The sequence below is a fragment of the Saccharopolyspora sp. NPDC050642 genome (assembly GCF_040654735.1).
Lineage (GTDB): Bacteria > Actinomycetota > Actinomycetes > Mycobacteriales > Pseudonocardiaceae > Saccharopolyspora > Saccharopolyspora elongata.
Window position 1 is genome coordinate 111,708 of record NZ_JBFAIN010000013.1, and the last position, 19,165, is coordinate 130,872.

Annotated in this window: 20 protein-coding genes; 16 read left to right on the forward strand and 4 right to left on the reverse strand. The window is 69.0% G+C overall.

Annotated features, from left to right (window positions below; genetic code table 11):
- Position 1: 1 nt before the first annotated feature.
- From AB0H93_RS21545 to AB0H93_RS21570, 6 genes are all read left to right on the forward strand, one after another.
- Positions 2–253, forward strand: a complete 252-nt coding sequence (locus AB0H93_RS21545; RefSeq protein ID WP_358574761.1) for a gas vesicle protein GvpG — start codon at positions 2–4, stop codon at positions 251–253.
- A 146-nt stretch (positions 254–399) separates the two neighbouring features.
- Complete coding sequence (gvpO, locus tag AB0H93_RS21550) at positions 400–714, forward strand: gas vesicle protein GvpO (protein ID WP_358574762.1); 315 nt, start codon at positions 400–402, stop codon at positions 712–714.
- Positions 715–737: 23 nt separating this feature from the next.
- On the forward strand, positions 738–1,181 hold the full coding sequence (locus AB0H93_RS21555; RefSeq protein WP_358574764.1) for a gas vesicle protein: 444 nt from the start codon (positions 738–740) through the stop codon (positions 1,179–1,181).
- Positions 1,174–1,950, forward strand: a complete 777-nt coding sequence (locus AB0H93_RS21560; protein WP_358574765.1) for a GvpL/GvpF family gas vesicle protein — start codon at positions 1,174–1,176, stop codon at positions 1,948–1,950. Before AB0H93_RS21555 ends, AB0H93_RS21560 begins: the two co-directional genes overlap by 8 nt.
- Positions 1,951–1,958: 8 nt before the next feature.
- A complete protein-coding gene (locus tag AB0H93_RS21565; RefSeq protein ID WP_093266352.1) occupies positions 1,959–2,186 on the forward strand; it encodes a gas vesicle protein in 228 nt (75 codons plus the stop codon).
- On the forward strand, positions 2,179–2,505 hold the full coding sequence (locus tag AB0H93_RS21570) for a gas vesicle protein K (protein WP_358574766.1): 327 nt from the start codon (positions 2,179–2,181) through the stop codon (positions 2,503–2,505). Before AB0H93_RS21565 ends, AB0H93_RS21570 begins: the two co-directional genes overlap by 8 nt.
- Before the next feature lie 97 nt (positions 2,506–2,602).
- Here the strand turns inward: AB0H93_RS21570 and AB0H93_RS21575 are convergent, their stop codons facing one another.
- Positions 2,603–2,806: a CsbD family protein gene (locus AB0H93_RS21575; RefSeq protein ID WP_358380091.1), complete on the reverse strand. Its 204-nt coding sequence runs from the start codon at positions 2,804–2,806 to the stop codon at positions 2,603–2,605.
- 820 nt (positions 2,807–3,626) lie between these two features.
- Between AB0H93_RS21575 and AB0H93_RS21580 the strand changes: the two genes are divergently transcribed.
- The 5 genes from AB0H93_RS21580 to AB0H93_RS21600 all read left to right on the forward strand — a co-directional run bounded on the left by AB0H93_RS21580 (position 3,627) and on the right by AB0H93_RS21600 (position 7,407).
- The gene (locus AB0H93_RS21580; RefSeq protein ID WP_358574767.1) at positions 3,627–4,040 is read left to right on the forward strand and encodes a hypothetical protein; all 414 of its coding nucleotides are present in this window, start codon (positions 3,627–3,629) and stop codon (positions 4,038–4,040) included.
- 133 nt (positions 4,041–4,173) lie between these two features.
- Positions 4,174–4,647 carry a hypothetical protein gene (locus AB0H93_RS21585; RefSeq protein ID WP_358574769.1) on the forward strand — a complete coding sequence of 158 codons (474 nt, stop codon included), beginning with the start codon at positions 4,174–4,176 and terminating at the stop codon, positions 4,645–4,647.
- Positions 4,648–5,141: 494 nt separating this feature from the next.
- Positions 5,142–5,642: an Asp23/Gls24 family envelope stress response protein gene (locus AB0H93_RS21590; protein ID WP_358574872.1), complete on the forward strand. Its 501-nt coding sequence runs from the start codon at positions 5,142–5,144 to the stop codon at positions 5,640–5,642.
- A 277-nt stretch (positions 5,643–5,919) separates the two neighbouring features.
- The gene (locus tag AB0H93_RS21595) at positions 5,920–6,966 is read left to right on the forward strand and encodes a glucose 1-dehydrogenase (protein WP_358574770.1); all 1,047 of its coding nucleotides are present in this window, start codon (positions 5,920–5,922) and stop codon (positions 6,964–6,966) included.
- Positions 6,967–7,251: 285 nt separating this feature from the next.
- Complete coding sequence (locus tag AB0H93_RS21600) at positions 7,252–7,407, forward strand: hypothetical protein (protein ID WP_358574771.1); 156 nt, start codon at positions 7,252–7,254, stop codon at positions 7,405–7,407.
- Between the two features lie 278 nt (positions 7,408–7,685).
- Here AB0H93_RS21600 and AB0H93_RS21605 read toward each other — a convergent pair whose 3' ends face one another.
- Positions 7,686–7,898, reverse strand: a complete 213-nt coding sequence (locus AB0H93_RS21605) for a DUF2188 domain-containing protein (RefSeq protein WP_132486646.1) — start codon at positions 7,896–7,898, stop codon at positions 7,686–7,688.
- Between the two features lie 80 nt (positions 7,899–7,978).
- A complete protein-coding gene (locus tag AB0H93_RS21610) occupies positions 7,979–8,362 on the reverse strand; it encodes a hypothetical protein (protein WP_358574773.1) in 384 nt (127 codons plus the stop codon).
- 349 nt (positions 8,363–8,711) lie between these two features.
- Between AB0H93_RS21610 and AB0H93_RS21615 the strand changes: the two genes are divergently transcribed.
- The 5 genes from AB0H93_RS21615 (at position 8,712) to AB0H93_RS21635 (ending at position 17,876) form a co-directional block, all read left to right on the forward strand.
- On the forward strand, positions 8,712–12,635 hold the full coding sequence (locus tag AB0H93_RS21615; RefSeq protein WP_358574876.1) for a Pls/PosA family non-ribosomal peptide synthetase: 3,924 nt from the start codon (positions 8,712–8,714) through the stop codon (positions 12,633–12,635).
- Positions 12,632–13,972 (forward strand): M1 family metallopeptidase, encoded by a 1,341-nt coding sequence (locus tag AB0H93_RS21620; protein WP_358574775.1) that lies wholly within the window; start codon positions 12,632–12,634, stop codon positions 13,970–13,972. Before AB0H93_RS21615 ends, AB0H93_RS21620 begins: the two co-directional genes overlap by 4 nt.
- 245 nt (positions 13,973–14,217) lie before the next feature.
- Entirely contained in the window at positions 14,218–15,153 is a 936-nt protein-coding gene (locus AB0H93_RS21625; protein WP_358574777.1) for an acyl-CoA desaturase, read from the forward strand.
- 173 nt (positions 15,154–15,326) lie between these two features.
- Complete coding sequence (locus AB0H93_RS21630) at positions 15,327–16,292, forward strand: EamA family transporter (RefSeq protein ID WP_358574778.1); 966 nt, start codon at positions 15,327–15,329, stop codon at positions 16,290–16,292.
- Positions 16,293–16,847: 555 nt separating this feature from the next.
- On the forward strand, positions 16,848–17,876 hold the full coding sequence (locus tag AB0H93_RS21635) for an alpha/beta hydrolase (protein ID WP_358574779.1): 1,029 nt from the start codon (positions 16,848–16,850) through the stop codon (positions 17,874–17,876).
- 347 nt (positions 17,877–18,223) lie between these two features.
- On the opposite strand, the gene AB0H93_RS21640 is transcribed toward AB0H93_RS21635, so the two are convergent.
- On the reverse strand, positions 18,224–19,156 hold the full coding sequence (locus AB0H93_RS21640; RefSeq protein WP_358574878.1) for a lipid kinase: 933 nt from the start codon (positions 19,154–19,156) through the stop codon (positions 18,224–18,226).
- Positions 19,157–19,165: the final 9 nt, after the last annotated feature.

Below are 19,165 nucleotides of genomic sequence, written 5' to 3' on the forward strand. Positions count from 1 at the left end.
CATGGGGCTCATCACTGGACTGCTCACGCTTCCGCTGGCACCGGTCCGAGGTGCCGTCTGGGTGGCTGAGCAGATCAAGCAGCACGCGGAGCGGCAGTACTACGACCCCGCATTGATCCAGCGCCAGATAGCCGACGTCGATGACGCGCACGCCGCCGGCGAGCTGACCGATCACGAGCGCGACGAACTGCATGCGGACCTGCTGGCCAGGCTGTTCGAAGCGCAGCGCCGGCGTGACGCTGGGGAGATGTGAATCCGGTGGCCACCACGCGGGACGACGACGCCAGGGACCGCGAGCCACCAGCTGATCGCCCTCGGCGACCTCGGCCGCGGCAAACGGGATCGAAGGCGTCGGCGCCACGCGACGATCGTGCCGAGAGGGACCGCAAGCCGCAGCGAGTGCGTCGGGAACCGGAAGATGAAGAGGACCGGCGAGGTAGTGATGATGGGGGACGTTCGCTCAAGGCGGCCCAGGCCGCGCAGCTGGCCGTCCGCCAAGTGCATGAACTGACGGGCAGGCAACCGGAGGGTGTCACCTCGCTCGAGCGCGTGGAGAACGGCTGGCTCGTAAGCGTCGAGGTGGTCGAGAGCCACCGGGTTCCGGACACGGCGGACATCCTGGCGGTGTACGAAGCGGAGCTGGACCAGGACGGCGACCTCCTTTCCTACCGCCGGGTCGATCGCTACTCCAGGGGACGAGGCAACGAACGATGAACGGGCACGATGGCGAGGAGCGGATGACGGCGCCGGAGGTTCGAGGCGGCGGGGCGCGGGCGCCCGCCTGGTACGGACAGCGCGGGGCGCCACCTGCCAGACAGGAATCCGCGAACCTCGCGGACATCCTCGAACGCGTCTTGGACAAGGGAATCGTCATCGCCGGTGACATCCAGGTGAACCTGCTCGACATCGAGTTGCTGACCATCAAACTCCGGCTCGTGGTCGCCTCGGTGGAACGCGCCCGCGAGATGGGGATCGACTGGTGGGAGCACGACCCCACTCTGTCGTCCGGCCACCGCGATCTGGCCGAAGAGAACCGGCAGCTGCGCTCTCAGGTCCGAGAGCTCGAGTCCGAGCGCGGCACACCGCAGGGCGCGATAGAGCAAGGCGAAGACGAACAACGCAGTGAGCGTCGTCGAAGCGCACCTCCTCGGCGCACCTCTGAGGAGCAGGACCGTGGCTGAAACCCTGTCCTACGTCTACGCGATCTCCCGGAAGGACGCCGACTTGCAGCCCGGCGCCGCGGGGATCGCCGGGTCGGGGGTTCGGCTCGTCAGCTCTGGCGAGTTGGCAGCGCTGGTCAGCACGGTGTCCGCTGAGGAGTTCGGCGAGCAAGGGCTGCGGAAGAACTTGGAAGACCTGCGCTGGCTGGAAAGAACGGTGCGCGAGCACAATCGCGTCGTCGACGCAGCAGCTGCCACCTCGACCGTCGCGCCACTGGCGTTGGCCACGGTCTACTACAACGACGCTCGGGTCCAGGCCGCATTGACCGAACAAGCGCCCATGTTCCTCGACGTCCTGGCGCTGATAGCCGGCCGCACGGAGTGGGGGGTCAAGGCATACGCGGACCTCGTCGGGAGTGCGCCCGGGGAACCTGCTGAGCCGGAGACCGGCGAGGGTGAGCGTCCGGGACAGGCTTACCTCCGCAAGATCCGGGAGCAGCGGAAGGGGCGGGCCGAGGCAGAGCATGAAGCAGTGGAGCGAGCAAGCGAGATCCACGATGCCTTGAGCGAGCTCGCTCACGCGAACCGCGTGCACCCGCCGCAGAATCGCGACCTCGCGGCCTATCGAGGCTTGATGGTGCTCAACGGCGCCTACCTGGTCGACGACTCGCGGACCGAGGAGTTCACCTCCGCGATCGACGAAATCAAGAGCGGAAGCTCCCTGCAGATCGAGCTCACGGGACCTTGGGCGCCGTACTCGTTCGCGGTGGTATCCGCGGAGAGGCAGTGAGCGCGGCGATGACCACAGGACACGACGTCAGCACGCGAACTGTTCGGGATGCTCGTGAGATCGCGCTCGTCGACCTTCTCGACCGGCTGTTGGCCGGCGGAGTGGTGCTCACCGGAGACGTCACCATCTCCTTGGCTGGAGTAGACCTGGTGCGGGTCTCGTTGCGGGCCATCATCACATCGATCCAAGAGAGCACGATGAACGTCGACTCCTGGGAGCGGGGCAGCGATGGGTGAACCGTCCGGAGAACAACGGGTCGGCAGGTCGGGAAGACTGCAGCACCGCATCGAAACCGATGCGGAGTCGGTCCAGCGCGATCTGGTCCGGCTCGTGCTGACCATCGTCGAGTTGCTGCGCCAGCTCATGGAGCGCCAGGCCTTGCGTCGAGTCGACCAAGGCACGCTCGATGATGAGCAGGTCGAAGAGCTGGGTCTGGCCCTCATGAAGCTGGAACAGGCGATGACGGAACTGCGCGATCGATTTGAGCTCTCCACCGACGATCTCAACCTCGACCTCGGTCCGCTCGGCCCCCTGCTGCCGCGGGACGACCAGTGATGGTCACCTCCGTTGTGATGTCGGTGCAGCGCGTTCGTGTGGACACCGCGAAGTGGGCCGCACACCAGCGGGGGTGCGCGGCCCACGAAACACGTGGCTAGCCGTCTTGGTCGGGTTTCTTGTCCTTGTGCCCGGTGACGGCGTCCTTTACCTTGTCCGCCGCCTGCTTCAGAGCACTCGTGGTCTGTTCGCTCTTGCCCGCGGCTTCTTTCTCCTTGTCGCCGGTGGCTTGACCGAGCTTCTCCTTCGCCTTGCCGGCAATTTCTTCGGCCTTGTGCTTGGCCTTGTCGCCTGTGCTCATGTCATGCTCCCTTGGTGCGACTGCTCGAGACCCCGCTCACCTTCGCGTAAAGCTCAATCCGATGGTCTTGCGAAGTCGCTCCACGCTTACCCGCGACGCGTTAGCCGTACACCTGAAGGTGCTTGTGACGTGTGACACTGCTGTTGTGCACGGATTGCTACGAGGCTGGAAGTACCCGAATAAGGTTGTCGCTCGACAACCTATTCGGATACTCGTCCATTGCCCGGACTGGCCGACGATTCCGGTTGCGCGGTCCCGGGTACCCGGTGGAACGAAGGTTCGGTGATGGCCGTGATTCGGATCAAGGTGGCACTGGCGAACCTCGTCAGGATCTTGCTCGGCTGGTGGGGTGGGGTGAAACCGGCCTTGGGGCGCCTCGGCCGCAAAGCATTCCAACGGCTTCGAACGTTGTCCGCGACACTCGCGGGTGCTTTTGGAAGGCTTTCACGGGCAGTGCCAGATGTGGCGTTCGGGCGAAGGTTCGGATTCTCCGGGAGCGCGAAGAAATCGAGAAGCGTTCTCGGGCGTCGTTCCAGTCGCGGAAGGGGCTCGGGTGGGGCAGGTGCGAATCGCGGGAAGCGAATGAAACTCCTGGGCGGCAAGAGGTAGTCGTGTGAAATCCAGGTCGGAGTCGATTCTGGAAAACGGGGTTGATGTGAGAGAAGCAAGCGCCCCTCCGGGGCGGCGAAAGAAACAGCCCGGGGCAGTAATCGGCGATCGAAGTGGGCGGGACGAGTCCCGATCGCAACGAGAATTCGCATCGTCCGGACGAGCCCACAGGCGGCCGACGTTCGCGTCGGCGGAGTCGACCGCCGGAGACGTGGCCGATCGCAGCGGTGCGCCCGCTGAGGTCGACGAGGGCATGGCAGTTGCGGTGGAGCGGTTGGAGAACAGCCTCTTGCACCTCGTCCGCGCCGTGGTCGAAGCCTGCGCACAGCTCATCTCGACGAAGATCGAGAGAGTGGTCGGCAAACTCGCCGAACGCGCGGACAAGTCCGGGGCGGTGCCTGGGATTGCCCTTCGGGCGGTGCGGGCAGCGATCCTCGGGAAAAGTCCGGTCTGGGCTGCGATCAAGGGTGCAATAGCCGGGATGAGCTGGCAGGCCAAACTCATCTTGGTAGCCGTGATGATCTTGTTGCCCATCCTGCTGGTGGTGTTGGGCGTGGTTCTCCTGCTGGTGTTGATCGTGCGTGCCGTTGTGATGGCGTTCCGCGCGGCAACGCAGCGAGGTTGAGGCACTTGTGCCTCACTGGATCGAGCGATGCTTGAAGGTATGAACTCGCGAATGGCGTCCGGCTCCCTGCGGCAGAAGAATGGGTTGCAACCGTTGGCACGTGTGGTGGCATCGCTGATTTGGAGCTCGAGACATGATAAAGATCAAGGCTTATCTGGCCACGCTCCTTGGCTATTTGCTGCGCGTCTGGGGCATGGCCAAGATCGCATTGCGCCTCGTTCGAAAGACTGCCCAGGACGTGCTTGGAACTCGTGCGTCGAGGCGTCACGGCAAGCGCAGGTTTACCCGGAGGTCAAAGGTCCACGAGCGGCGGATGATGCTTTTGCGGCGCACGAGCATGGTGGCAGCGGGGAGCGCGGCAGGGGCTGCCGTGGCGTACGTCGTTTACCGCATGGTGCGTTCGTCGAAGGAACCGGAGGAACGTCCGCTCGGGCGGGAGGAAGCCCCCGAAGAAGCCGAAGCATCGACTGACGAGGGTGCTCGGCCGGCTGGGGAGACGTTCCCACCGGAGGACGCCATCCCAGCGGCCAGGGCAGCCGAAACGACCGGTGCCGCGAAGCGAGGTCGAGGCTCGAGGCGACTGGCCCGGCTTCGTGGTTCCCGCTGATGGCCGGCGATTGCCGACCTTGCAGGAACCACGCGCTCGACCAGCGATGCCGAGACGCCTACGCGATCATGGTGCGGCTGCCATCGGATGAGACCGGCAGAAGCCGGGCATCCCAGCGACGTCGCGCCGTGCTACTTCTCGACGACGGTGACCCTGGCTGTTTCCCGTGGCGGCGCTTGTTCGGGTAGTTCCACACTCCCGCCTTGATGAGCGCGGGTTTCGCGAATCAAGTCGCGGATCTCGCTCAAGAGCAGGGCCTGAGCCATCGTCGCCCAGTACAGCGCTTCATCCTTCGGCTTGATCTGTTCGGCGGCCGCTCGTGCCCGGGCAAGAGCTCGGTCCGGATCGGTGACGACCTTGCTGGTCTTGTTGTCCTTGGCCATGACCACGCCATACCCGCGGCTGCGATCATCAACACCGCCGCGGCGCGCCGTTTCCGTGATCGTGAAGTCGAGGAGGCCAGCCGGCGAAGAAAAGGAGGAGGGGAGGCGGTGGTGATGGCCAAGGAAGAGACCGGGAAGCGGAGTCGAGAGGACGTCAGCACGGAAGGGAGCTGGGCGACCACGTCAGGACGAGCCAGAGAGGCTGCACCGACGGCCGAGGTCGCCGAGACCGAGCACGGTCGCACGACGATCGCCGCTGGGGTGGTGCAGAAGATAGCTGCAATCGCCACTCGCGAAGTCCCGGGAGTGGCGGCACTCGGTGGAGGAGTGGCCCGGGCATTCGGCGCGATCCGGGAACGGATCCCTGGCTCGAGCGCTTCGCAAACGTCGGGGGTGGCGGTGGAGGTCGGGGAGAAGCAGGCTGCCATCGACCTGGACATCACCGTGGAGTACGGGTCCGCGCTGGTGGATCTGGCGCGGGCGGTGCGCCGCAACACCATCACCGCGGTGGAGCGCATGACCGGATTGGAGGTCGTGGAGGTCAACATCGCAGTCACCGACATCCGCCTGCCCGGTGAGGAGAAAGCCCCCGCGTCCACCCGTGTCGAGTGACGACATCCGTCGGGCCGGGAGCGCGGAAAACAGGCACTGACGACCACCTGGAAGGGCGCGAGTGGCGCCGGCCGTCCTCGAATGACATTGACGGGAGCGGTTCGTGTCCTGCGATTCGTCCGCTGACCATTGACAGCTGCACGTGGGGGCTGTGTCCTGCAGTACAGGTGGGGCAAGCGAACCAGCTCCTGCAGTACGGGTTCGCCAGCGTTGATACGACTTGCTGACCGGGGGTTCTGCTCGTTCCCGGCCAACGGTGTGAGGGAGGAGCATTCCGGTGAAGGCTGCCACCGTGGTGCCAGGAAAGCCGGAGCTGTCGGCGGTCACCGAGCTGCCCGATCCCGTTCCAGAGCCGGGCGAGCTACTCGTGCGAGGACTGCTGGTGGGGTTCTGCCGCATTGATCGTGATGTCACCGAACACGCGCATGGTGCCTTGCCGCCGGGGCAGGACCGCATGGTCCTCTTCCACGAATCCGTCGGCCAGGCGGTCCACGCTCCTGCGATCAGCGGATTCCAGGATGGCGACTACGTGGTCGGTGTCGTCCGGCGTCCGGACCCGGAGCCGTGCGAGGCGTGCGCCGCCGGGCAGTGGGACTTCTGCCTCAACGGTGAGTACACCGAACGCGGCATCCGGGGCCTGGACGGATTCGGTGCTCAGCTATGGACCGTCGAGCCCCAGTTCGCGATCAAGGTCAGTCCTGGGCTCGGCGCTCTGGGCGTGCTGACCGAGCCCGCATCGGTGGTGGCCAAGGCGTGGGAGCAGGTCGACATGATCGGTCGACGCGCCTACTTCGCTCCCCACCGCGCGCTGGTGACCAGGGCCGGACCGATCGGCCTGCTCGCCGCGCTGCTAGGCGTCCAGCGCGGCTTGGAGGTGCATGTCCTCGACCAGGTCGCCGAGGGGACGAGACCCGATCTGGTCCGCGCGCTGGGCGCCACGTACCACACGTCGCTGGACGATCTGCGTTGCGAACCGGACGTCGTGATCGAGACGACCGGATCCGGCAGGCTGGTGTTCGAGGTGCTGCAGCACACCGCGCGCAACGCCATCACCGTGCTGACCGGTCTCGCGGGCCACCACCGCACCATGCCCTTCCCCGCGGAGGCAGCGATCGGCAACGAGTTGATGCTGGACAACGACGTCGTTGTGAGCAGCGTGAACGCCAACCTGCGCCACTACAAACAGGCCGTGCAGGCGTTGGCCGCCGCAGATCGGAACTGGCTGGAATCCTTGATCAGCCGCCGGATCCCGTTGCGCCACTGGACCGATGTCTTCGACACGGGACCTGACGAGGTGAAGGTCGTCGTAGACCTCCAAGCCTGACACCAGCACCCTGACGACATCCACAAAGGATCTCGTTGGCCGGCAACGGTGACCGCTTCCCCCCCTTCGGCCACCCGGTGCGGGGGCATCGGACGTCCATCAGGGCGACAGAGCTCGCTCCTTGGAGCCTCGGCGCTCGCGTTGAGTGCTGTGACACCGCGAGGTGTGGAAACGGGTCAGGCGGGGTAGTAAGACGGAGACGAGTCCCGGCGGAGCGGATCTCCTGCCGGATGCGCAGGCAGCCTTTCGGGGTGCCGGACTTCCCGTTGAACGGGGGTGTTCTCCGTGATCGTGCTCGGAGTAGTCCTACTGCTGCTCGGTTTCTTCCTCAACATCTCGATCCTGTGGATCCTGGGTGTGGTGCTGGCCGTCGTGGGCGTCGTTTTCGCCATCTCGGGCGCCAGCGGCCGCGCTATCGCCGGGCGGAAGCACTGGTTCTAGTCCCGGTGGAGCGCAGGACCTGGTGCCGCGCGGGGTGGAGCGTTGACATGGCGGCGACCGATCGATCCGGCGGCCGTGGTGGGCCGAAAGTGACCATTGTGGACGAACAGCAGGACAGGCGGGCCGCCGTCGGCAACACCTTGGAATGGTCAGGGCCAGCAGGAGCGGCTGCTGGACACAACTGCCCCGTGCACGCACACGAGGGGCGGCGATGCGCCGGTGACGCGCCACGACCACGGATGTCGGTCGCTTCCCGCTACCCGAAGCGGGTGCGGGGGTCAGGTGGCGGGTGCGACCGTGCGCTTCTCGTTCACCTCGCCGTCGAAGCCGTGGATGACCACGTCACCGCCCCCGGTGCGCCGGGCTTTGTCCGCCGCCTCGGCGATGGCCCCGGCCTGGGTCCTGGTTCGCGACTCCGTCTTTCCGGTGCTCGCGTCGACGACTTTCCAGGTGCCTTCGGCGTGGTCGCGAACGACATGACGTTCTGCCATGGCGCCCTCCGGGAAATCAGGCACTGTCGACTCAGGACTACCCGGAGCGTCGTGCCCAACACCTGCAGAGCTCGCTCGGGTCAGCGGTCGGTCGAACCCTCCTGCGCGCGGACGACTTCCTCCTGCAGCATCCGGGACTGCTGGCGCGTGCGGATCCGGCCCAGCGTCCAGATCGTCACGCCGTGCGCCACCGCCAGCACCAGCAGCAGGACCCCCAGCCGCGCCACCACGGTTTCCGGCGCGCTGCCGAGGTCCATCGGCACGACGGAGATCAGCGCGAGCAAACCCAGCGCTGCCAGGTGGAACACGACCACGACCAGTCGGTTCACCGAATCCGCGGCGGCGGAATCGCGGGCGGTCGACTGCAGGTAGGTCGTTCCGCTGCGCCGGATCAGCTGACCGTCGGCGACCACCAGCGCGGCGCCGACGACGAGGAACACCATGAACGAACTGGCATCCGGCATCGGACTTCCCTCCACTTCCACTCGCAACGGATCGTTCACCGAGCGCTACCCGGAGCGCGGCGCGCGGTAAACGACGAGCGATCGCTTGACACCTGGATGGACCAGCACGACCAATGCCGCCTCGAGTTGTGATGGCAAGCACTTCGCGGGGGCCTTCGGGATGCGGAAACCCGTTCGATCCGTAAGCTGATCTGCCTGCCCTGGGCGGGTCGTCGGAGTACGCGCCTGGACTACTGCGGAGCGAGACAGTGATTTCACGTCCTGTTCGGAGTTGCGACATCTCACGGGACCTGCTGCGCGGCGGGCAGCGGGGCAACGGGTCGTCGGCGGGACGGCGCGTTCGGTGACTCTGACGGCAGCAGGTGAACAGCTCGTCCCGTCCGCGCCTCCGGAAACCGCGGCCAGCGCGGTCTTCTGGTCGGACTTCGCGCCCGATCAGCGCACCCTGGTCGAGGTTCTCGGCAGCACGGCACGTCGATTCCCGGACGCCCCGGCGATCGACGACGGCACGACGGTGCTCAGCTACGGCCGGCTGACCGCCGAGATCGACGTCGTGCGGCGACGGCTCGCCGACGCCGGCATCGGCGTCGGCGACCGGGTCGGAATCCGGATTTCCTCCGGCACCGCGGAACTCTACGTCTCGATCCTGGGCGTGCTGGCCGCCGGCGCCGCCTACGTTCCGGTGGATGCGGATGACCCCGACGAGCGCGCCGAACTCGTGTTCGGTGAAGCCGAGGTCTGCGCCGTGCTCTCCGACGGGGGCTCGTTCGCGCTGCGCCGCGAGCCGCTCGGTCGCCCGGGCGAACCATCGCCCACCGACGACGCCTGGATCATCTTCACCTCCGGTTCGACGGGGAAGCCGAAGGGCGTGGCGGTGAGCCACGCCGCCGCCGCGGCCTTCGTCGACGCCGAAGCCGGCCTGTTCCTCACCGAGGAACCCATCGGCCCCGGGGACCGGGTGCTGGCGGGGCTGTCCGTGGCGTTCGACGCCTCGTGCGAGGAGATGTGGCTGGCCTGGCGGCACGGGGCCTGCCTGGTGCCCGCGCCGCGCGCCCTCGTGCGCACCGGTGTCGACCTCGGCCCCTGGCTGGTGGCGCGGCACATCAGCATCGTGTCGACGGTGCCGACGCTGGCCGCGTTGTGGCCCGTCGAAGCGCTGGAAGAGGTTCGGCTGCTCATCTTCGGCGGCGAGGCGTGCCCGCCGGAACTCGCCGAACGACTCGCAGTCGAAGGCCGCGAGGTCTGGAACACCTACGGGCCCACGGAAGCGACCGTCGTCGCCTGCGCCGCCCGGCTCACCGGCGAGGGGCCGGTGCGGATCGGCTTGCCGTTGGCGGGCTGGCAACTCGTGGTTGTCGACGAGCGCGGCGAACCGGTTGCGATGGGCGACACCGGCGAGCTGATCATCGGTGGTGCCGGCCTCGCCCGGTACCTGGACGCGGGCAAGGATGCCGAGAAGTTCGCGCCGCTGCCGTCGCTCGGCTGGTCCCGGGCCTACCGCAGCGGTGACGTGGTGCGGGCCGAGCCCGAGGGGCTGCTGTTCGTCGGCCGGGCCGACGAACAGGTCAAACTCGGTGGCCGCCGCATCGAACTCGGTGAGGTGGACGCGGTGCTGCAGGCCCTGCCCGGCGTTGCCGGGGCGGCCTCGGCCGTGCAGACCACCGCAGCCGGGAACCAGATCCTCGTCGGCTACGTGGTGCCGCGTGCGGAGTCCGAGGCCGCGGACGCGCGGTTCGACTACGACCACGCAGTGCGGCGGCTGCAGGAACAGCTGCCCGCCGCGCTGGTGCCGCTGCTCGCGGTCGTGTCCGACCTGCCGACCCGCACCTCCGGGAAGGTGGATCGTGCCGCGCTGCCGTGGCCGCTGCCCACCGCCGGCGGCGATCCCGCCGCGAGGTCGGCGATGTCGGCGACCGAGGCGTGGCTCGCGGAGGGCTGGGCGGAAATCCTCGGCGTGGAGGTGACCGACCCCGCCGCGGACTTCTTCGCCACCGGCGGCGGCAGCCTCACCGCCGCCCAGCTGATCGCGCGCATCCGGATGCGCCACGCCCAGGTGTCGGTCGCCGACATCTACCAGCACCCGACGCTCGGTTCGCTGGCCGCGCACCTGGACGCGTTGGAGGCGATGACCGAGACCTCGCGGCGCGTCGTCCGGCCGACGCCGCGGCTGACCGGGCTGTGGCAGGCCCTGATCATGCTGCCGCTGCTGGCCATCGTCGGGTTGCGCTGGACGACCGTGCTGGCGGCGCTGAGCAACGTGCTGGCCTGGACCGGATCCGTGTCGTTCGCGCCGACGGCGTCGTGGTGGTGGATCGCCGCGGCGTGGCTGGTCCTGTTCAGCCCCGCGGGCCGGATCGCGTTGTCGGCCGGTGGGGCGCGGTTGCTGCTCGCCGGGGTGCGCCCGGGCACCTACCCGCGCGGCGGCAGTGTCCACTTGAGACTGTGGACGGCCGAGCGGCTCGCCGAGTTCAGCGGCGCGACGGGCGTGTCGGGTGCCTCCTGGATGACCCACTACGCGCGGGCGTTGGGCGCCAAGGTGGCCAAGGACGTCGACCTGCACTCGCCGCCGCCGGTCACCGGCATGCTCAAGGTCGGCAAGGGCGCGGCCGTCGAACCCGAGGTGGACCTCGCCGGCCACTGGGTCGACGGCGACGAGGTGCACATCGGCAAGATCCGGATCGGCGCCGGTGCGCGCGTCGGCGCCCGCACCACGCTGATCCCCGGCGCCCGGATCGGCAAGTCCGCGGAGATCGCGGCCGGCTCCACGGTGCGCGGCTCGGTGCCCGCGGGGCAGCGGTGGGCCGGGTCCCCGGCCGTCCCGGTGCGCGAAGCGGGCCGCACCTGGCCGTCGAGCCGTCCGCCCAGGTCGCAGGTGTGGGCCTCGGTCTACGGGGTCACCTCGGTGCTGCTCGGGCTGCTGCCGGCGCTGGCGGCACTGCCCGGCGTCAGCGTGCTCGGCCTCGCTCTCGGCGGCGCATCCGATCTCGGCTCGGCGCTGACCCGGGCGCTGCTGGCGGTGCCCCTGGCGAGCGCGTGCTACCTCGTTTCCTACGCGTTGCTGGTGCTGGTGAGCGTGCGCGCGCTGAGCATCGGGATGCGCGAGGGCTACCACCCGGTGCACGGCCGCATGGCCTGGCAGGTGTGGGCGACCGAGCGCCTGATGGACATGGCCCGCATCGGCCTGTTCCCGTTGTACGCCAGCCTGTTCACGCCGGTGTGGCTGCGGCTGCTCGGTGCCAAGGTCGGTCGCGACGTGGAAGCCTCCACGGTGCTGGCGCTGCCGAAGATGACGAAGGTCGCCGACGGCGCCTTCCTCGCCGACGACACCATGGTCGCCACCTACGAGCTCGGCGGCGGCTGGCTGCACGTGGCCCCGGCCCGCATCGGCAAGCAGGCCTTCCTCGGGAACTCGGGCATGACCGCGGCAGGGCGTTCGGTGCCCAAGCGCGGCCTGGTCGGGGTGCTGTCCTCGACGCCGCGCAAGGCCAAGAAGGGCTCGTCCTGGCTGGGCATGCCGCCGATGCCGCTGCGCCGTTCCGTCGACGAGGCCGACGCGAGCCGGACGTTCGCCCCGCCGCTGCGGCTGAAGATGGCCCGTGCGGTGGTCGAGCTGTTCCGGTTCGTGCCGGTCGTGTTCAGCGCGGCGCTGGCGGTGCTGGTGCTGGCGGCGCTGGCGTTCCTGCACGCCGAAGGCGGGCTGTGGCTGGCCGCGTTGCTGGCCGGGCCGGTGCTGCTGGCCGCGGGCCTGCTGGCGTGCGCCGTGACGACCGCGGTGAAGTGGCTGCTGGTCGGGCGCTACCAGGCGGACGAACGCCCGCTGTGGAGCTCCTTCGTGTGGCGGACCGAGCTCGCGGACATGTTCGTGGAGGTGCTGGCCGTCCCGTGGCTGATCGGTTCGGCCGGCGGGACGCCGCTGCTGACGGCGTGGCAGCGCGGCATGGGCGCGAAGATCGGCCGCGGGGTGTGGCTGGAGACCTACTGGCTGCCCGAATCGGACCTGGTCCGGCTCGGCGACGGCGCGTCGGTCAACCGGGGTTGCGTGGTGCAGACCCACCTGTTCCATGATCGGGTCATGCGGTTGGACGAGGTGCGCCTGGACGCCGGCGCTACGCTGGGCCCGCACGGCATCGTGCTGCCCGGTGCGAGCATCGGTGCGCACACCACCATCGGCCCCGGGTCGCTGGTGACCCGGGGAGACGAGGTGCCCGCGCACTCTCGGTGGCTCGGCAACCCGATCTCGACGTGGCGGAAAGCGGGAGGACGTCGCCGGTGAAGCCTGGTGCTGACCAGTCGGGTGCGGCGGCACCGGGGGCGGATCGGTCGACGGATTCCTACCTGCCCGAGCACGGCAACGGCGGCTATCGCGTAGAGCACTACGACCTGGACCTGGAGTACCAGGTCGGCCCGAACCGCCTCGCCGGGCAGGCGACGATCTCGGCGGTGGCGACGCAGGCCCTGTCGCGGTTCAGCCTGGACTTGGCCGACCTGCGGGTTCGCCGGGTGCTCGTGGACGGCCGTCCCGCCAAGTTCACGCACGGCGGCGGGAAGCTCCGGATCAAACCGGCGCGTCCGGTCGCCGCGGCGGCGGAATTCCGGGTGGACGTCCGGTATTCGGGCAATCCGCAGCCGATTTCCGGGCGGTGGGGCGAGATCGGGTGGGACGAGCTGACCGACGGCTCCCTGGTCGCCAGCCAGCCGGTCGGCGCGCCGTCGTGGTTTCCCTGCAACGATCACCTCGCGGACAAGGCGGGCTACCGGATCTCGTTCACGACGGCCTCGCCGTACTCGGTGCAGGTGACCGGGAACCTGGTGTCGCGGCAACGCCGCGGCAGCACCACGACCTGGGTCTACGAGCGGCCGGAACCGACCGCGACGTACCTGATGAGCATCCAGGTCGGCCTGTACACCGAGGTGGAGCTGGCCGGCGGCCCGGTGCCGCAGCGGGCGGCGATCCCCGCGCGGCTGGGCGACCGCTTCGCCGCGGACTTCGCGCGGCACGGCCAGATCATGGACGTGCTGCAGCGGTTGTTCGGCCCGTACCCGTTCGGCGAGTACGTCGTCGTGGTCACCGACGACGACCTGGACGAGCCGGTCGAGGCGCAGGGCATGTCGGTCTTCGGCGCGGGCCACCTGGACGGCCGACGCACGAACGAGCGGCTCGTCGTGCACGAACTGGCGCACCAGTGGTTCGGCAACAGCGTGACGATCGCGGACTGGCGGCACATCTGGCTCAACGAGGGCTTCGCCACCTACGCCGAATGGTTGTGGTCGGAGTTCTCGGGCGGCCCGTCGGCGCAGCAGCACGCGGCGAACTGGCACGCGCACATCGCCGCAGGCCCGCCGGATCTCCGGATCGCCGATCCGGGTGTGGCCGGGATGTTCGACGAACAGGTCTACAAGCGCGGCGCGCTGACGCTGCACGCGCTGCGCCGCGAACTGGGCGACGAGCCGTTCTTCGAGCTGCTGCGGAAGTGGGTCGCCGACCACCGGCACGGCACGGCGACCACGGCGGACTTCACCGCGCTGGCCGACGAATTCGCGAACCGGCCGCTCGCCGGGTTCTTCACGAACTGGCTGGACAGCACCGAGTTGCCGCCGCTGCCACGCTGAAACCGCCACATCGGGCGCCGACGACAGGGGTGCGGGCCCGGCAACGTCGATCTTGATCGCCGCCCCCGGAACCGGAAGGCTCAAGGCGGCCGAAGCCTGAGCCCGGCGTGTTGGACGGGGGACCGACACCGCGCCCTCGTCTGACGTTCACCCATCCTTGCGGGCCGATTCGTTGTGCTCCGGGCGCGAGACCGGTTGTGTGGTGGCAGAACTTCCTGTGACGCAGATTCGAGGTTCCTGCTGCGATGGTCGCCACCGAACCGTCCGGGTCGACGCCCCAGCCGCTGCTGGCCGGCCGCAGGCCGTTGGCCCCGCACCTGTCGGTGTACGTGTTCATCCTCCTGCCGTTCCTGGCGCTGGTGGCGGCGGTGCCGCTGGCGTGGGGGTGGGGGCTGCGCTGGTGGGACGCGCTGCTCGCGGCCGGCTGGTACGTGTTCACCATCCTCGGCGTGACGGTGGGCTACCACCGCTACTTCACGCACGGCGCGTTCCGCGCCAAGCGCTGGCTGCGCATCGCGCTCGCGGTCGCGGGCAGCATGGCGGTCCAGGGCCCGATCCTGCACTGGGTGGCCGACCACCGCCGCCACCACGCCTTCGCCGACAGGGAGGGCGATCCGCACTCGCCGTGGGCGTTCGGCACGTCTCCCGCCGCGCTGGCGCGCGGGTTCTGGCACGCGCACATGGGCTGGATCTTCGAGCGGGACCTGACGAACCAGCGGCGGTTCGCGCCCGACCTGCTGGCCGACCCCGACATCCGGTTGGTGCACCGGCTGTTCGGTCCGTTGACGGTGGCGACGTTCGTCCTGCCCGCGCTGTGCGGCGGTGTGATCACGGGGACCTGGTGGGGCGCGGCGACGGCGTTCTTCTGGGCCGGGCTGGTGCGGGTGGCCTTGCTGCACCACGTGACGTGGTCGGTGAACTCGATCTGCCACCTGGTCGGCGATCGCCCGTTCCGCAGCCGTGACAAGGCGGCCAACTTCTGGCCGCTAGCGGTGCTGAGCATGGGGGAGTCGTGGCACAACCTGCACCACGCCGACCCGACGTGCGCCCGGCACGGGGTCCGGCGCGGCGAGATCGACATCTCGGCCCGGGTGATCTGGATCTTCGAGAGGCTCGGCTGGGCCTCCCATGTCCGCTGGCCGACCCCGCGACGCCTCGCCCGCCTGGCCGCCGACAGCTGAACCATCATCCTTTGTGGACGAATGTTGCTCAGATGCGACTGTCTGGGGTGCAGGGCGGCGATTTCGCGCGAAATCGCCGCCGGCGCCCGGCGTCCTCGGGATGCGTCCCGGCCTGAGCTCGTGCGCCGGAAAACCGCTGGCCAGGTTAGTCATCCCGCAGCCAGACTGCAGGCGTGGCCGTACTGGAGAAGACCGCGCGGGCGCCGGGCCGGGCGTGGGCGACGGGGCTGAGCCTGACCTCGTGGGTGCTGTTCGCGAGTTCCGGCCCGCTGGCCAAGGCGGTGATGGCGGCGGGTTGGTCCCCGGCCGCGGTGACCTCGGTGCGGATCGCGCTGGCTGCGGCACTGCTGGTGCCGGTGGTCGCGGTGCTGCGGCCGCAAGCGCTGCGGTTCCATCGCGCCGACCTGTGGCTGCTGCTCGGCTACGGCCTGCTCGGTGTCGCCGGGGTGCAGCTGTTCTTCTTCCTGGCCGTGGCCCGGGTCCCGGTCGGGGTGGCGATGGTGCTGGTCAACCTGGCGCCCGCACTGGTCGCGCTGTGGGTGCGGGTGGTGCGGCGCACCCGGTTGCCGGGGCTGATGTGGCTGGGTATCGGGCTGGCCGTGGCCGGATTGGTCCTGGTCGCGGAGATCTGGCAGGGATCGGAGCTGGACCTGCTCGGTGTCGCCGCCGGGCTGGCCGCGGCGACCTGCTCGGCCGGGTACTTCCTGCTCGGCGAGCACGGCGCGAGCAGGTACGACTCGTTCGGGCTGACAGCGGCCGGGCTGTCGATCGGCGCGGTGGTGGTGGCCGTGGTCGCCTTGCAGTGGACGCTGCCCTCGGGACTGCTCACCGCCCCCGCGGTGCTCGGCGGCCTGCAGGTTCCGGTGTGGCTGGCCCTGCTGGTGCTGGCCGTGGTCGGCACCGCGCTGCCCTACCTTGCCGGGCTGCGGGCGCTGCGCATTCTGCCTTCGGCGCTGGCCAGCGTGCTGGCCCTGGTGGAACCGCTGGTCGCCGCCGGACTCGCCTGGCTGCTGCTCGGCCAGGCGCTCAGCCCGACGCAACTGGCCGGGGCGGTGGTACTGCTCGCCGGTGCGGTGCTGGTGCAACTGGCCGCCCCGAACTCGCTCCCGGAAGGCCCCATCTCGTGCAGACCTGGCTGACCGCTGGTGCGTGACCGACGCGCCCGCTACCGGGACCGGCGCGGACTTCTTCAAAGCCGGATTGCGCTTCTTCGCGTAGTTCTCACCTGCGGACAGGGGCTCGTCGAGGAGGGCGCACTGCTGACCTTCCGATCAAGTGGAAAATCCGTTGTCGGTCAACGGTTCTCGGCGAGCCTTGTGTTCCGACTTGTCGTCGGAACGCCATGGCTTGCTGTGGCAGCCGGCGTTCGACTTGGTCTGCGGGGCAGGTTCGTCGACTGCGGCTTCTGCATGGCAAGGCTCGTTGCCGGGCGCGAACACTGAAATCTCTCGCTGCGTTCACCGCCGGCTTCCGCCGTGAGACGTTCGGTAGAGGTAGGCGAGGGTGATGGTCGGCGCAGCGCGCTAAGTCGCGTCCCCGCCTCGTCGAGCACCGCGTCCGCTCCGCGGTCCACGCGCTTGTCTTGCCATAACGGCAAGATTCCGTGCCAGATCGGTGCGGGCCTGCTGAGACTGGGTGCTGATCGACGGCGCGACCGGCGCCGACTCCACACTTCCTCCGCAGGACAGGAACACATGATCACCGCAACTCGGCCGCTGACGCGCAGGTTCCGCCGGCCCGCGCGCACGATGGCGACCCTCGGGCTCACCCTTCTGCTCACGATCGGCGGCGCGGCCTGTTCCGCGCCGACCGCGGACGACGTCGCCCCCTACGACGTCGCCACCCAGGACGATCCGGCTTTCCAGGGCACCTTCCGGCACGAGTTCGCCGACGTCGACGGTGTCCGCATGCACTACGTGACCGGCGGCAGCGGTACGCCGGTGGTGCTGATCCACGGCTGGCCCCAGACCTGGTACGGCTGGTGGCAGATCATGCCGGCCCTAGCCGAACACCACACCGTCTACGCGGTCGACCTTCCTGGACTGGGCGACAGCACCGGCTCGCCGACCGGCTACGACAAAGCCACGCTGGCGCGGTACGTGCACACGCTGATCGCCGACAGGATCGGGGTCCGGGACGCCGCCGTCATCGGGCACGATTTCGGCGCCGCGGTGGCGTTCCAGTACGCCAGCCAGTTCCCCGGCGACACCGCCCGCCTCGGCTACCTCGACCTGCCGCTACCCGGGCCCGCGATCGACGCAGCCACGTACCGCACGCTGAGCTGGCACATCGCCCTCCACTCCCAGCGACGGGTCCCCGAGGCGATCGTGGGCGACGACGTCCGCGAGTACCTGGCACTGTTCTACCCCCAGGTCTCGTTCGAGGGCACGGCATTCGGCGGCACCACGGATCGGTCCCCGTTCACCGATGGCGAGATCGACGAGTACGCACGGACATACAGCCGGCCCGAGGCCCTGGCGGGCGGCTTCGAGCTCTACCGCGCCCTCGACGAGGACGTGCGCGACACGGTGTCAGCGGCACCGGTACGCATCCCGACCCTGCTCATGACCGCCCAAGGACAACTCGACGCGATCCGAGCCACAGTGGACCCGCGGATGGCCAACATCGTTCGCGCGGTGGACGTGCCGCGCGCCGGACACTGGCTCGCCGAGGAAAATCCCCAGTTCGTCACCGCGGAGCTGGTGCGTTTCCTCGACGGATGACCACGCCGCGGCGGCGCCGGGCAGTGGCATGTCCGAAGTGGACAGGTCAGGGTTCTTCGTCGACCGGGTCGGGTAGCGCCCAGCGGTCTTCTCGGCGGGGGTGGATGTACCCGTAGTACCGCGAATCCGGGCGCGCTCACCAGCACCATGGGCTCCGGCGGGGCGGCCTACGAGCTGCTGCGCGAGTCGGGGCTGCGGCCAGACCGTCGTTGACGCTCTGCCGATGCAAATCCCGTTGATCGGCCGGGCTTGCCAGGATCTCCGTCCGTTGTGGACAGCTCGTCGAACATGATCCGGACCGGTATTGAAGCGCCGTCTCTGCTTCCGGCAACGATTCCCGGCGCGTCCTAGAAGTCCGGGCTGCTGGCGTCCTTCCAGGTTCGGGGAACGACGACGTGGAGAGCGTCGCGCGCGACCGAGAAGCGTTGCGGGGTGCCGTCGACGAGTTCACCGTCGACGTTGATCGGGAGGTCGGGCCCGGTCGTCACGTCGACCCGTTTGGTGCGGAAATGGCGGACGTGCTCGCTGTCGAGCGCACCGCGTTTGAGATCGCGCGCGGCGGCGATCAGGTCGTGGAGGCTGCCGTGCCGCATGACGGAGATGTCCAGCGTCGCATCGTCGATCCCGGCGTCGTGCGCCGCGAGCTGCCCGCCGCCGAAGTAGCGGCCGTTGGCGATCGACAGCTGCAGCAATCCGTGGTGCTCCTGCGGCTCGTGGTCGCCATCGGGGAACGTCAGACGCGCCGAGAACGGTCGGTGTCGCAGCAAGGCCTTGACGGTCGCCACCGGGTATGCCAGTGCCCCGGTCCACCTCTTCAGCGTCGGCGACATCGCCTCGGCCACGCCCGCGCCGAGCCCGACCGACGCGCGGTTGACGTAGTAGTTGTTCCCGCAGAGGCCGAGGTCGATGTCGACCAATTTGCCGTGTGCGATGGTGCGGCACGCCTGGTCGAGGTCGGTGGGGATGTGCAGGGTGCGGGCGAAGTCGTTGGCGGTGCCCAGCGGCAGTAGGCCCAACGGCACGCCGCGGTGTGCGAGGACGTCGACCACCGAGCTGACGCTGCCGTCACCGCCGCCGAGGATGATCAGGTCGTGGCCCGCGTCCACGGCCGAGTTCACGGTCTCCGGGAGCCGGGCCGGATCGTGCAGCGGGAAGGTCGAGTCCAGCGGCACGCCCAGGCTGCGCAGCTTGTCGATCGCCCGCGCGTATGCCTTGGCGCCGGTGCGGGCCCGTGCATTCACCACCAGGGCTGCTCGCGTGGTGGAACCGTCGGTTGTAATGACCGCTCC

Bases quoted from the DNA above. Each gene is read 5' to 3' on its own strand.
- AB0H93_RS21545 (WP_358574761.1), top strand. From the start codon at position 2: ATGGGGCTCATCACTGGACTGCTCACGCTTCCGCTGGCACCGGTCCGA.
- AB0H93_RS21555 (WP_358574764.1), top strand. From the start codon at position 738: ATGACGGCGCCGGAGGTTCGAGGCGGCGGGGCGCGGGCGCCCGCCTGG.
- AB0H93_RS21565 (WP_093266352.1), top strand. From the start codon at position 1,959: ATGACCACAGGACACGACGTCAGCACGCGAACTGTTCGGGATGCTCGT.
- AB0H93_RS21570 (WP_358574766.1), top strand. From the start codon at position 2,179: ATGGGTGAACCGTCCGGAGAACAACGGGTCGGCAGGTCGGGAAGACTG.
- AB0H93_RS21575 (WP_358380091.1), bottom strand. From the start codon at position 2,806: ATGAGCACAGGCGACAAGGCCAAGCACAAGGCCGAAGAAATTGCCGGC.
- AB0H93_RS21585 (WP_358574769.1), top strand. From the start codon at position 4,174: ATGATAAAGATCAAGGCTTATCTGGCCACGCTCCTTGGCTATTTGCTG.
- AB0H93_RS21605 (WP_132486646.1), bottom strand. From the start codon at position 7,898: ATGGCAGAACGTCATGTCGTTCGCGACCACGCCGAAGGCACCTGGAAA.
- AB0H93_RS21610 (WP_358574773.1), bottom strand. From the start codon at position 8,362: ATGCCGGATGCCAGTTCGTTCATGGTGTTCCTCGTCGTCGGCGCCGCG.
- AB0H93_RS21625 (WP_358574777.1), top strand. From the start codon at position 14,218: ATGGTCGCCACCGAACCGTCCGGGTCGACGCCCCAGCCGCTGCTGGCC.
- AB0H93_RS21635 (WP_358574779.1), top strand. From the start codon at position 16,848: ATGATCACCGCAACTCGGCCGCTGACGCGCAGGTTCCGCCGGCCCGCG.